The 12,784-nt window shown below is 60.3% G+C and carries 10 protein-coding genes; 6 read left to right on the top strand and 4 right to left on the bottom strand.

Translation table 11 applies throughout. The features are described 5' to 3' along the window. Window positions 1–28: 28 nt before the first annotated feature. The gene (locus ABDW31_RS05485) at window positions 29–1,324 is read right to left on the bottom strand and encodes a HEPN domain-containing protein (RefSeq protein WP_184715278.1); all 1,296 of its coding nucleotides are present in this window, start codon (window positions 1,322–1,324) and stop codon (window positions 29–31) included. 103 nt (window positions 1,325–1,427) lie between these two features. On the opposite strand from ABDW31_RS05485, the gene ABDW31_RS05480 reads away from it, so the two are divergent. Together ABDW31_RS05480 and ABDW31_RS05475 are read left to right on the top strand one after the other, a co-directional pair. Further along, window positions 1,428–2,276, top strand: a complete 849-nt coding sequence (locus tag ABDW31_RS05480) for a DUF2971 domain-containing protein (protein WP_184715276.1) — start codon at window positions 1,428–1,430, stop codon at window positions 2,274–2,276. Window positions 2,277–2,339: 63 nt separating this feature from the next. Next, window positions 2,340–2,591, top strand: a complete 252-nt coding sequence (locus ABDW31_RS05475) for a helix-turn-helix transcriptional regulator (protein WP_184715274.1) — start codon at window positions 2,340–2,342, stop codon at window positions 2,589–2,591. 76 nt (window positions 2,592–2,667) lie between these two features. Here ABDW31_RS05475 and ABDW31_RS05470 read toward each other — a convergent pair whose 3' ends face one another. Further along, on the bottom strand, window positions 2,668–4,317 hold the full coding sequence (locus ABDW31_RS05470) for a site-specific integrase (RefSeq protein ID WP_343698422.1): 1,650 nt from the start codon (window positions 4,315–4,317) through the stop codon (window positions 2,668–2,670). A 241-nt stretch (window positions 4,318–4,558) separates the two neighbouring features. Here ABDW31_RS05470 and ABDW31_RS05465 point away from each other — a divergent pair, with 241 nt between their 5' ends. Then, window positions 4,559–5,725 carry a site-specific integrase gene (locus tag ABDW31_RS05465; RefSeq protein WP_184715264.1) on the top strand — a complete coding sequence of 389 codons (1,167 nt, stop codon included), beginning with the start codon at window positions 4,559–4,561 and terminating at the stop codon, window positions 5,723–5,725. A gap of 30 nt (window positions 5,726–5,755) precedes the next feature. Here ABDW31_RS05465 and ABDW31_RS05460 read toward each other — a convergent pair whose 3' ends face one another. Beyond that, the gene (locus ABDW31_RS05460; protein ID WP_221444595.1) at window positions 5,756–9,829 is read right to left on the bottom strand and encodes a helix-turn-helix transcriptional regulator; all 4,074 of its coding nucleotides are present in this window, start codon (window positions 9,827–9,829) and stop codon (window positions 5,756–5,758) included. A gap of 24 nt (window positions 9,830–9,853) precedes the next feature. Between ABDW31_RS05460 and ABDW31_RS05455 the strand changes: the two genes are divergently transcribed. Continuing rightward, on the top strand, window positions 9,854–10,534 hold the full coding sequence (locus tag ABDW31_RS05455; RefSeq protein ID WP_221444594.1) for a type IV toxin-antitoxin system AbiEi family antitoxin domain-containing protein: 681 nt from the start codon (window positions 9,854–9,856) through the stop codon (window positions 10,532–10,534). After that, window positions 10,531–11,454, top strand: coding sequence for a nucleotidyl transferase AbiEii/AbiGii toxin family protein (locus ABDW31_RS05450; RefSeq protein ID WP_184715260.1), 924 nt, complete (start codon window positions 10,531–10,533; stop codon window positions 11,452–11,454). Before ABDW31_RS05455 ends, ABDW31_RS05450 begins: the two co-directional genes overlap by 4 nt. 74 nt (window positions 11,455–11,528) lie before the next feature. Here ABDW31_RS05450 and ABDW31_RS05445 read toward each other — a convergent pair whose 3' ends face one another. Beyond that, entirely contained in the window at window positions 11,529–11,729 is a 201-nt protein-coding gene (locus ABDW31_RS05445; protein WP_184715258.1) for an AlpA family phage regulatory protein, read from the bottom strand. A gap of 646 nt (window positions 11,730–12,375) precedes the next feature. Between ABDW31_RS05445 and ABDW31_RS05440 the strand changes: the two genes are divergently transcribed. Further along, the gene (locus ABDW31_RS05440; RefSeq protein ID WP_343698421.1) at window positions 12,376–12,777 is read left to right on the top strand and encodes a hypothetical protein; all 402 of its coding nucleotides are present in this window, start codon (window positions 12,376–12,378) and stop codon (window positions 12,775–12,777) included. Window positions 12,778–12,784: the final 7 nt, after the last annotated feature.

Raw genomic sequence — 12,784 nt, 5'->3', positions numbered from 1 at the left:
CACCATCTTCGTCTAAGGGAAGCGGCCGTTAGCGAAGCGTATCCTGAGGTGCTGGGGGCCATGCTGCCCCGTGGGTCGCCGCCTCAAGCTCTGCGATGAACTCTTCTTGTCGCTGGACCAGCTTCGGCGTGTTGAAGACCCGCCTATAAAGCGCCTCAGCTAAGTTATGTACACTTTCTGCTTCGTCGTTTGTGACTGCACGACTACCAGAATGCGTGACAGTGGAGCGAACTCCATACAGCTTCTTCACGCGTTTATATATTCGCTCCCTGGCTACAGGTTCATTATCGAGCATTATCGAAGAGAAGCGGGCAACGGTTTCCGTCACTGGGTCGGACGGGCCTCTCATTAAGAGGGCCTCAATAGACGTGAAGAAAAACAGCAGCCGCTCGGCTCTATCCATAGACTGTCGAGCCCGTGTTTGCCACACAAGCCCCTGCGACACACGAGACGCTACGGAGTTACTAGGCGGATTGAATAATATATCCGCTCTTTCCCTAAACTCCTTAGAGTATATTATTCCGGCAACTTTGTAATCAACCCAATATCCTAGCGGCGCACTGCCCCGGCTTAACACGCTATCCCCAGTGATTACGATACTAGTATCTGATAGCTTCTGCCTGGATGAGTTAGACGTCTCTATGTCGCCGACGCCAGGGTAGAGAGGAGGTATATCCTCCAATGATAAGCGGAGGATGCTTAGAGCTAGCCCTATCAGCTGTTCGGCTCGGACCTCAACTTGTCGTGGGGAGGCCCGAAGGCGAACCTCCCAGCATACTGACGACATGTTAGGCCTTAACACGTCATCTTTCGTTTTGGAGCTGCCGCCCGCAAGAAGCCAAGACGCATTTGGATGACGGTCCGCCAATATATCCGTCAACGAGGACGACTTAATTGCACGAACGGGGCCGATTGATATTGGACCCGAGTGGAGATGTATTACGTGGTTGTCGTTAATATATAGACGCTCCCCGCGTACAACGCCCTCTAGCCTCTCCAACAAGACCTTCACATGCCTGACCAGACTTCCAATCCCACCTTGGGGCAGCACGTCGGCTACCGCCAACCACAGACACTCAATCACATCGTCATCATGCGAAGCCTCTGCGCGATCGTGGCACCGAGCACAGATCAGATCGATGGCTTTGTCGAGTTCGACGCTCTTTGCGAAGCAAGCTCCCCCACAAATGAAGAACTCGGACTTAGGCGGAAGCCGACCTTCGCCGTTTAGCATATCGTACATACCAATATAGCTACGTGCCGCGACCTCTAAGAAGCTCTTGACTAGATTTCGAGACCGCTCGTCATTAACTATGTTGACCATCACATGCCCCGCCTCACTAGAATTGGCACTCGCGATCGGAGTTCGCGCCGCTAATGATGAAGCTAACCTCGCAACTGCAGATAGGCTAAGCTAAACCTTCTCGATGCAAGGGGAGCGCTGGGAAGCGCGTGATCAAGTGGGCCAAATCCTCCACAATCTGGCGGGCCGCCTGTACAGCCGAACGCCCCAGCAGTCACTCTATCACTACACCTCATTAGACGGCCTGATGGGGATCGTCGGTAGCGGCAAACTTAGGGCAAGCGAGGCGAGATACCTCAATGACGCCGACGAGTTAGCATATCTCGCGAAGTCGATTGGATGGGAGATCGCGCGACGCCTTCCAGTAGCCAGTGTTCACACTGCACGCATACTTGAACAGTTCGCCACTTGGACAACCGAGCGCCTGACTGATGGCTATATGCTGTTTGTCGCGTCCTTCACAGAGCACGGCAACCTGTTGAGCCAGTGGCGCGGCTACTGCCCGTTTGGGCAAGGCGTCAGCCTTGGCATCTCGCCTGAAAAGCTAGCAGCGATCACTCATCACTCCGGTTTCCGCATGGGCCAATGCGTGTACGGCAGCGAAGATCAGTCCAAGATCGTTTCAAGTATTATTGATGGCGTGGTTGAGGAGACCGAGCGCCGGGGCCCGTCTGAGGCAAAGCACTCCAGCCAATGTTACTACGGGGTATTCGAAGAGCTTGAGCCTGTCATTCTAAGCATTGGGGCGCTGTTTAAGAACGCAACCTTCAAGGAGGAAGGTGAATGGCGGATGGTCTCCCCGCCGAGGTCAAACTTCAGGGACAACGACATACAATACCGTACTGGGAAATCGATGCTCATCCCCTACCTCGCGATCGACCTCAGGCTGGGACAGGATGAGACTGACTTCGACCATGTTTATGTTGGCCCCACCCCGACCCCAAATCTCTCACACAGGTCACTTCACCGGTAGGCACCTCCGATTGGTGCGTAAATCCGGCGGTTCGTAAATCCGGCATCTGGCGATTTCGTCGCCGTGGCCAGGGTGTCGGGAAATACAGACGGCAAGAGGGATGAGCGCCTGTACGCGCTGGGCCAAGCTGTTGCCGCGCGCCGCCGTGAACTAGGATTGTCACAGGAGGCCCTGGCCGATGCGTCAGGCGTGAACCGGTCCCACATGGGCGAGGTGGAGCGAGGGAAGCGGAACGTCACCACCCTCAATGTCCTGCGATTGGCCGAAGCGCTGAACACCACGGCAGCCGAGCTGTTCAAGAAGGCCGATTTGTAGCCCGCCAGAGGGCGGCAATGCGCCCACCGGGCCTGCTCCGCGCCGACCGACCTTCCCACCTTCAGCGGCGTTGAAATCAGGGCTGGCCTGCGCGGTACTTCGGCGGCGACGGTGGCAGGACGACACCTGGAACCCGATATTGTCCCATCGCCTCAACCAGCTGCCACATCGGATATCCCAAGCCGTAGCTCTCAGCCACATCTCGGTTTGCGTGCCCCATGATCCGACGCTGCACCCCCTCAGCCATGCGGCCACGACCATTGTCTTTGAACGTGTGCCGGAAGGAGTGAAACACCAGTCGGCGGTCAGTTAGGCCGACAACATCCCGCAGATACGAACCAAACCACTCGCCCCACTTTGCACTTTTGGTCCCGTACTTGTTCGGGCGCAGTTCGGGGAACAGGCGATCTTGCCCAGAAGATTGGGCGTCCAGCGCGAAGCGCGTGAAACCCAGTCGCTCCAGGGCCGAGTGGACCGGGACGGCCCGCTCGCTTGCTGCGTTCTTCAGCTTAAGGCCTGCGCTCGGGTTATGGACCATGCGAATGAACCATGCCGCTTGATCGACATCATTCGCATCGGGATAGCGCTCCAAGCTCACGTCGATAGGCCTTAACTGACCAAGCTCCTCCAGCCTTGCCCCTGTGAAAAGAGCCAATAGAGGAAGCCAGTAAGCTGCCTCTCCCCGACCCTCAGCTGGACGGTCATCAGCTTGATAAACGGGGCTGTCGAACAACAGGCGCAACGAAGCATGATCGTAAGTCATACGCTTCGCCCGATCTGCATCGGGTATGACAACGATCACATCGTTTGCGGGGTTAATCTGTATGATGTCGTTCTGAACAGCCCAATTCAGAAGCGTTTTCAGTCGCGAGATCTTTGTTTTGATGTTCGCGAGGGACTGACCTTCCTCCAAAAGCTTATCTTTAAAGAGCAGTACATGTTTCTTTGCCGCCATCTCGACTTGAGAAACACCGGTTCTCTCAACGAACCAACGTGCAACAGCACGGTGGGCGTCAATGCCCTTGGCGTCAGGCCCACGCTCATTAGCCCATCGGTCAACTAGACGGTCGAATGAGGTCGTTGTGACTGGCGTAGGCTCGACGGCGGGGGCCTTGATGGAAACCGCCTCCACTTGGACTACCGAGTTCGCGAACAGATTGGAGCGCTTGAGAGCATGGTCCTGATCTGTCGAGAGGCGTTTATACTCCTCCCTTTCGCGGAAAAGCATAAGAACCATCTTGTCCGCGTCACTCATGCTATCTCGCGACTGTGTAACGATCTCGGCGACGCGATCTTCTAGCTCTTCTTCCTCGTACTGCCTGCGCAGATCATCGGCGATCTCTTCTTCATCATAGGCTTGACGATCGAGGATATACGCAAACTCCGCGTCTGAGATCGTAGGATACGGACGCTTGGGAGCAATGGCGTCACCGTCTCTAACGACAGCACGTTTTCGAGATAGGAGGGGCAGCGCAGCGGGATTAGCCCCAGTGCGCACGGCATCAAACTCGTTGAGTAGGTTCGCCACCTGCTGCGGCAGCACCCGTCTAGCCTCCTTCGGGTCGCTAGTTCCAAGCGCCCAGGAGATCTCCGCCCATCCCAACCTCGGCACCAAGTCTTTCGGTATCCGATAGCGCAGATAGTAACGGCCATTGGCCTTGCGTTGCAGCCCTTCCGGCAATGGTCCCACCTCATCGTGTGTAACACGCACGCGGGTCTTGGCCATTCTAAGCTGCTGATTTCCCTGGAAATCCAAGGCCTCTAAGCCTTTGGAAGGTCCTTGGTGGAGCCGAGGATGATCTAGGGGTCTAACCAGAACGTCCCATTCCGTACCAAAACCTCTTTATCTTCATATAGTTGATCGAAATTGCAGTTTCAGGTAATCTCACTTTGTTCCCTGAAATCCGCATCAAAAGTGTGGGGAAACCGAGGGGAAAATCGGAGGCTCCAGAACAGGGACTTCTAACTTGTCGCTTACAGCCCTGAAGGTGAAGAACGCGAAAGCCGGTCGCCATTGCGACGGGCGCGGCCTGTATCTCGATGTTCAGCCTAGTGGATCGCGGTCATGGCTTTTCCGTATCCAGTTCCAGGGGGTGCGTCGCGATTTCGGCTTGGGCTCCGTGCGGGACGTTTGCCTCGCCGATGCGCGGATCGCGGCGGCCGAGATGCGCCGGAAAGTCAGGAGCGGGGGCGACCCAGCCGCCGATCGTCGAAGCGCTCGTCGGTCCGTTCCGTCGTTCGAGTCCGCTGCCCGCGCCTGCTACGAGACCTTGAAGGCCGGCTGGAAGGACAGCCGGCAGGGCATTTGGATCGCCAGCTTCGAGCGGCATGTTTTTCCAATGATCGGGTCCAAGCCCGTAGACACGGTCGATGCGCTCGTTGTTCGAGATGTTCTGGAGCCGATTTGGCTGACGGTGCCTGATACCGCCAATAAGGTGCTTCAGCGGATCAATGCGGTTCTCGACTTCGCGCACATCAAGGGCTGGATTAGCAAGGAAGTTTCCCTGCGATCGGTCCGCAAGGGACTTCCGCGCCAGAACAACACTGGCTCGCACTATGCGGCGATGCCTTATCAGGACGTGCCGGCTTTCCTCCAAGCAATTGCGGCGATGCCGCCAACCCTTGGTCGGGATGCTCTGCAACTGACCGTCTACACGGCTGTGCGCTCCAACGAGACGCGGTTTGCGGTCTGGAGTGAATTTGACCTCGAAAAGGGCGTCTGGTCGATTCCGGCCGAGCGCATGAAGATGAAGGTGGCCCATGCCATCCCGCTATCGAAGCCCGCCCTCGCTCTCCTACGGCGAATGCACGACGACCGGATGGACGACGACGAACTCCTGTTCTCTCCAAATGGGGTCAAGCCCATCAGCGACATGACAATGTCCAAGGTGCTTCGCGACATGAAGGTCGAGAACGTGACCGTTCACGGTTTCCGCAGCGCCTTCACCGACTGGTCGTCGGAGATGACTGATTTTCCCAAGGAGGTCGCCGACAAGGCGCTGGCGCACAAGATTCCAGATCGGGTCGAAGCCGCCTATCGCCGGACGGATTTTTTCGAAAAGCGACGCAAGCTGATGCAGGCCTGGGCTGACTATCTGGCCACGCCCGCAGAGCCAAAGACCAAGTCAGCTTAGCTATCGAAGCTTGCGGCGATAAGGCGGGAGTCAATAGGACCAGTCGCGGAGCTCGGCTTCTTCGTCCTCACGAGCGGCGTCCCATTCATAGCGATCCGCCAGTCCATCGAGCGCCTTTGCGGTGTGCGGAGACTCGATGGCGATGGCCTTGGCCCACGCTCGATATTGCGCCGCCAACGCACGCTCTTGATCTCCACCATCGCCGGGCATGCGCCTGGTGACGCCCCGGCGGTTGGCCTTACCAACGCTGAAGCCCTCTAGCATTGGCTTGCTACGAAATAGGTCGAGCACATCACGGACAGGCTCAGCCGGCCAGTTCCCGTCGGCCCCCATCGGTGAGGCGGAAAGCATTTGGCCGATTTTGCTGTCGGCGATCTCGGCTCGCCCAGCGACCTTGGCCAGGGCTCTGGCTTCCTTGACCCAGGCCTCTAGAACCATGCCATCGATAGTGTTGTCGGCGCGACGTCCCGGTATGTGATCCCAAAGGTCGAGGAGTCGATAAGCCTGATTGGCGATTGCGCGGGCCTGTTCGGGGTTCTCCGGCTCGGGCTCCTTTACGCCGCTATCATCGCTTGCCTTGAAAATGGTGCTGAGCATCTCGATGAACAGCTTGGGCTGCTCGGCTAGCACGCTTAGTAGGACCTTGGCCGGACGGCGTGAGTATTCCAGAACTCGAAGGTAGTTCCATTCGAGCATCGCCAGAACCTGGCGATCGACGTCGTCGCGGCTGTCGAGTTCCGACAGGGTCTCGGCGACATAATGCTGGAACATCGTCGCTTCGTTGCCGTCGTCGGCCCTGTCGAACGGCTGCTTCGCGGCCTGTTCAAGAACCTCAATCAGCAGCGGCGACGGCAAACGCACGCCCTTACTGCGCCGCCCAACCAGGGCCAGCGCGTGGCGCGCTCGTCCAACATCGATCAACTGGCGGATCGCGTAGCAGACCGCGTCGATGTCCTCGTCAATCCAGAACACCGGCGCGCCTCGCCAGTAGGCTACTTGGAAGTCGCCACCGATGGCGGCAACCTGATCCCAAGTCCATCGCGAGGCCGGCATGGCTCGCAGTATGGTCATCAGCGCTTCGGCGCCCCAAGCGTTTCGCCGGGCCCGGCCGATGAGTTCAACGGCCCACGGTTCCTTGCGATCGCGGAACATTGAAATGATCAGGCCATGAGCGAGGTTGCGCTCACGGGCGTCGCTGCTGCGAGCCGCCATCTCCAGCACTGGGTCCAGATCAACTGTCGAGACGCCGGCGTCGTAGAGCGCCTTGCCGATATAGCCTCCGGTATCAACTAATCGCGCCAACCCCAGCACCGCCTCTGCTCCGCCTTCGGCGAAAAGGGCCTTAGCAGCAGCTTGCCGGGCGGAGTCGATCTGGCGCTGCTCGGCTTCCCAACCCTCCCGAGTTGGCGTGGGCAGAGCCACGCCGTTCTCGAATAGCCAAGCTGATCGCTCCAGCGGGTCGGCGGGCGTTAGCCGGTCATAGATTACTTCCAAACGGTCGAGCGCCACCGGGTCTAAAGACCATTCTGCATCGACGAACTCGCGGTGGCGATGCAACTCGCGACGCAGCCTGTCCCAAAGAAAGGTACGATCGGCCTTGTCGATGATGGTGGGCGCGACGGTCTCAAGCGCACAAAGTGCCGCATCCGGATCTGGCGCAAGGTCGTTCAGTCGCTCAAGGAGCTCAGCCCAGCGCCTTGGGTCTGCGCCAGCATCGCTGACTAGGCGATCGGTAATCTTGGCTGCGCCACGCCCGATTAGGTTCCACGTCACGACTTCGGGCTTGTCGACGCTGAAATCTCGCCAGCGGGGAAGCGGTGAAGGGTCCGCGCTGTCATGGCCTCTTGGCAAGATGCGCAACATGAGCTTCCAGGCCGCAACAGGTTCGTGCTTGCGGATCAGGTCTAGGGCGCGGAGGCGCTGCTCCAGGCTGGCGTTCGTCTGCGGCAGCCACAGCAGATGGATCTTGCCGAGGCTGCTCATGGGGCCATTGATGTACTTGCGCGGCTTGACGTCGATGGCGTCCAGCCGCGCCAGCGCGTGCGTGACCCTTGGCATCCAGTCGGGCGACCATGCCAACGCCTCCAGCGCCCACATCAGGTCTGACAGGTGCTCAGACCCGAAGAGACCGCCTTCGTCGTGGCCGAACAGGGCGCTGATCGGCGGCTCTTCCTGATCGAGACTGTCTTCGACGGCGCTAAGGAACGCCTCAGGTGAGGCTTCAGCCAGCAGACGGAAATCGCTGGACAGCGACCACCATCGTTGTGCATCGGCGTCGCGCAGGAGCTTGGCGACGATGACGTCGGCGCGGCGCGCGGCGTCGGACACGGCTAGTACTTTGCCGCCCCAAAGCGCCAGCAGGATGAGCACCTGCCCAACCCCATGGCGCAGCAGACCCGAGTGATCGGGCCTGACGCCGTGGACGCCGGCCATCCACCGTTCATCAGGATCCATTTCGAAGCGGGGATCTGCCGCGCCGAGCACAGCGTGGGCTACAGCCTCGAACCGGCTGAGCATCGCAGGCGACAGGTGGTGGGCAAGCAGGAACCAGGCGTCGGATGGCGAAGCGATGCGCCAGGCGGGTCCAACCTTCTGCACCGGACTGTCGAAAGCCCCGAGTAAGGGCGCAAGATCGGCAATCACCGCGTCATAAGGTTGATCGGCAAGATCGGCCAGGCGTGCCCGATCCCCATCGGAGGTTTCGTCCCATCCGCCAGCCAGTAGCGCTGCCAGCAGCGCCGTGGATGGCGCCCCTTCTGCCCAACGCGGCAGGCGCCCAGGCGCACCGGGAATAAGACGGCGAAGGGCGGCCAGATTACGGGCGCTGTCTCGGGCGAGGGCTCGGGCGCGTGGCTCCGCCATGCCTGACGCCTCCAAGGCCCCAGCGATGCCATCGCGAGACGGACGAGCCAGGGCTCGGACCTCGCCCCGGCCAATCAGGCGTTCGTCGTAGGCCAGGAGCACATAGTGTCCTCGCTTGACGAGCGCGCGCGCTACGCCCGGATCGGGTTCAGTAAGCACCAGTACTAGAGGCGCGCGGGCATTCATCAGCGCTCGCGCGGCGTCTAGCGTAGTCGCGACCAGGGTGCGGGCGCGATAGGTCGCCGCGACGTCGGCCGGCAGCTCCGCGAGAGTCGCGTGAACGAAAGCCGCCACCTCGTCGGTAGTGGTCGCCTGTAGGGACAGGACCGACGGCGCACCGCGAAGCCAGCGCAGGACTTCGGCCGCGTCCTCGCTTCGGTCGGCGAGCACGAGGTCCTCGGTTAACCGCCACTCTGTTGCGAGCGACCACTCTTCCCAGACCTCTTCGAGTTCGCGCGTGCCGGGCGGGCGCTTGTTTAGGCGCGCGGCGATCCACAGGCCCACTGCCGGGTTCTGTTCGATCCAGTGAACAAGATCATCGGCGTCGTAGACTCGAACCTCGCGCCAAGGTCCCTCGTCTTGTCGAGCTTTGGCCCAGACGTCCTTTTGCGGCCAGTGACGCAGGGTTACGAAGATAAAGGCATCGGTCGCCGGATCGAGATCGGCCGGATCTTCAGTGCGCTTAGCGTAGTCGCCCTCGGCCTTTTGCTGAATGTTGCGGCGTTGGACGCCAAGCTCCCAACCCGCGCGCCCTTTGGGCACATAAGCGTTTCCCGTCACCGCCTTGGTGATGCCGTCCCACCCCGGATGGCGCACGCCCTCATCGGACGGGAAGCGCAGTTCTGTCGCCGGGTCGAGCGAGGCCTGGACGAGCTTGGCGATCAGTGTCGGCAGGCTAACGGCCCCGTCCGTACGGTCGCCCCATTCGGAAAGATCCTGAGCGCTTACCCAACGCACAGGCGTCCCCGGCTCACCAGCGTCGACACCTGCGGACGCGAAGCCTGGCACGACGGGGCCAATCACCGCGCCCCCTGCCAGGAAGGTGACGCCGGCGCCCTCTAGGGCTGTTCGAATGGCCTGGGCGTTGTTGGCCACCGGCGTGCGCGATCCGCGCTCGAAGTCCGCAACCGTCGAGGTTCCTACGCCCGCCGCCTTGGCCAGATCCTGCTGAGACCAAGCCAGAAGCGCACGGGCGGCGCGGACGTGCTTAGGCGTTAAATCGTCTGGGCTGGACTTGCTCATGGTCATAAGAAATATATGACCTCAATGAAGAAATCCAAACCGTTTTCTTTTGTCGACAAACAGAGATTTTTGCCGACAATAGGTAACAACATGGCTGACGGTCATAGAACTTATCGCGAGCGCGCACTCAGCCTGACCCGGGAGCGCGGGATCGCGCGAGCGCGGGATTACAAGGCCGCTGGCATTCCGCTGGCCTATCTCAAGCGCCTTACGGATTCCGGCGACCTGCTCAAACTAGGACGCGGACTATACCAGGATCCAGAACAAGCAGGTACCGACGTCGCCCACGATCTGGCCGAGGCGGCTCGACTGGTACCCAACGGTGTGGTCAGCCTGCTGAGTGCTCTCCGCCACCACGAACTGACCACCCAACTTCCGCATGCGGTCTGGCTAACAATACCACATAAGGCGCGCACACCCTCGATTACCAGCGTGCGCCTGGAGATCGTTCGCGCCACCGGGCAGGTCCTGACCGCAGGCGTAGAGCATGCACGGATCGAGGGCGTCGACGTCCCCATCTACAGCGTCGCCAAGACTGTGACTGACTGTTTCAAGCACCGCCGCCAAATCGGTGAGGATGTAGCCATCGAGGCGCTGCGCGATGCGCTGCGCCAGCGCAAGACCACACCCAGCGAACTCATGTTCTTTGCGGGAATCAATCGCGTAGTCGGCCGGATCGAGCCGTTCATTAGGGCACTCCAATGAAGGGCAAGATCATCAAGGACCCAGCGGCTTCCATCCGCGCCAGGCTGCTGGCTCACGCAAAGGCCAAAGGTGACGACTTCGGGCGTGTCCTGACGCGCTACGCCATCGAACGGCTGCTGTTCCGCCTTAGCCAGACTCAGGCGGCCGAACGATATGTCCTCAAGGGCGCGATGTTATTCGTGACTTGGCCCGAACACGTCGCCCGACCAACCGGCGATCTAGATCTTCTGGGCCAGGGTGATGCCGATCCCGAAGCGCTCCGGGCCTTGTTCGCCTCTATCTGTGCAGTCGAACTTCCCGACGACGGCATCCGCTTCGATCCCTCAACAGTCAAAGTCGAGCCGGTCCGCGAAGCAGATAAGTACCAGGGCGCCACCCTCAGCCTAAAGGCGACCTTAGCCGGTGCATTGATCACCGTTCTGGTCGACATCGGGTTCGGCGACAACGTGCACCCTGCGCCCAAGCGCGAGATGTTCCCGGGCCTGTTGCCAGGCCTACCGCAGGCGAACATCCTGATGTATCCGCCAGAGACCGTTGTCGCCGAAAAGTTCGAAGCGATGATCCGCTTCGGCGAAGCCAATGGCCGGATCAAGGACTTCCACGACATCTGGGTCACCACGCGCACTTTTCCTTTGGATCTGGCCAACGTGGTCGCCGCAGTCGCCGGTACGCTACGGCGTCGCGAAACCGCAGACCCGACAGACCTACCCATCGGTCTGACCGAAGCCTTTGCCGTGATCCAAGAGGAGCGCGGACTTTGGACGGGCTTTCTTCGACGCACTCCGCCAGCACTGACGCCACCCACCTTCCCCGAACTACAGGCCGAGTTGCGCACGTTCTTTGGCCCTGTGTTGGCAGGCCTAGCCACACCAGAAGGCGCGAGGGGAACGTGGGATCCCGACAGCGGCGCCTGGCGCTGACCTGTTGGCAGGTCGCCCGTTCGTGACAACGGATAGGCTCTGGCCCTTGTGGCGCATACGAGGCACAGAGCGCGCTAACTAGCGTCCGGACGATACCCTGCCGGATCGGCAATCCAACGGTTGATCGCAGACTCGTGCCATCCCGCACCGTGGACGCTGATCGGGACCTGCCGAGGAAAGGTGCCCTCCCCGATCTTCCGATAGAGGGTCGAGCGGCTCAGGCCCGTGCGCGCCAGCACGGTCTTCAGGCGGACAATGCGGTCGAGGTCGGCCATCGTTTAAAGCTCCACAGACTGGGATCTGAAGGCATTGGATGGGCCAGAATTGGATTGCTCGCCGCTGGCGGCAAGACCTCGCGGGGCCAGATCGTACTCTGGGGAAGAAAGACAGGCTCTAGGCGCCTCTAGCGAAGGTGAGAACGTACCTTCGTGAAGCTGGCTGCGCCCCTGGCGCCGCGAATTCCGTCCTAGGCCTCGGATTAGCTCCGCTATTTTTTCAGGCGCACACCCGGGCCGCCAGCTTCGTCAGCCGACAAAAACGTCACCCCGGCATTCTCCAACGACTGGCGTACTGCATCCACATTGGCGGCGGAACTCCGGCCAGGACCGGCCGCACCCTCCATGCGAACAATGGTCGGTAGGGAGACACCTGAGGCCGCCACCAGTTGCGGCTGGCTCCAGCCCAAGAGAGCGCGAGCCGCCTTGATCTGTTCGGCGGTAATCACGAGGCGATAATTTTATTATCGTGCGTGATCATTTTATAATTGACCTCACTGGAATGCCGAGTGATAATAAAATTGTCACCCATGATTATAGGGTCCAGGCTATGGAGTCACGTCGAAAGGCGGGGCGTGCAGCTGCGCGCCTTCAGGAACCTTCTAGACGAGCAATCATAGTTGGCAGCTCTGCTGCTTGCGCGACTGTGGCCAACCCAGCGCCCCATGAGGCAACCGAGCCCTCGATCAACATCTGTCGTCGGTGGCTGGCCATCGACGCGGAGCAGCGTCGCCTTCAACTTGAATGGGGCACGCTGGAAGGCTGGCTGATCACCCACCGCAGTTGGTACAAACTCACGCTCGCCCAGCAGGCCGAAATCCCCGAAGGTGCCAGGCTCTCTGAGATCGACGCGCGGCTCGATGTGCTGGAGGTCGAGGGACACGCCCTGCTGAAGACCATGCGGCCCAAGCCCGCCAGGAGTGTCGAGGCCGTTATCGCCAACCTTTCAGTGGCTGCGCGCCTGATTTTCGAGGAAGACCATCCCGAAGCCCACGGCCTGATCACCCGCGCCGTCCGCGACCTCACCGCCTTCTCCGGTGGAAAGTGACGCGCCG

Source organism: Caulobacter sp. (genome assembly GCF_039596335.1).
In the GTDB taxonomy this organism is placed as follows: domain Bacteria; phylum Pseudomonadota; class Alphaproteobacteria; order Caulobacterales; family Caulobacteraceae; genus Caulobacter.
Note: the sequence above shows the minus strand (reverse complement) of the source record. Positions and strands in the feature narration are given on the sequence as shown.

Coding starts and splice junctions, on each gene's coding strand:
- ABDW31_RS05450 (WP_184715260.1), top strand. CDS start 10,531: ATGAAGGGCAAGATCATCAAGGACCCAGCGGCTTCCATCCGCGCCAGG.
- ABDW31_RS05455 (WP_221444594.1), top strand. CDS start 9,854: ATGAAGAAATCCAAACCGTTTTCTTTTGTCGACAAACAGAGATTTTTG.
- ABDW31_RS05460 (WP_221444595.1), bottom strand. CDS start 9,829: ATGAGCAAGTCCAGCCCAGACGATTTAACGCCTAAGCACGTCCGCGCC.
- ABDW31_RS05470 (WP_343698422.1), bottom strand. CDS start 4,317: ATGGCCAAGACCCGCGTGCGTGTTACACACGATGAGGTGGGACCATTG.
- ABDW31_RS05445 (WP_184715258.1), bottom strand. CDS start 11,729: ATGGCCGACCTCGACCGCATTGTCCGCCTGAAGACCGTGCTGGCGCGC.
- ABDW31_RS05485 (WP_184715278.1), bottom strand. CDS start 1,324: ATGGTCAACATAGTTAATGACGAGCGGTCTCGAAATCTAGTCAAGAGC.
- ABDW31_RS05480 (WP_184715276.1), top strand. CDS start 1,428: ATGCAAGGGGAGCGCTGGGAAGCGCGTGATCAAGTGGGCCAAATCCTC.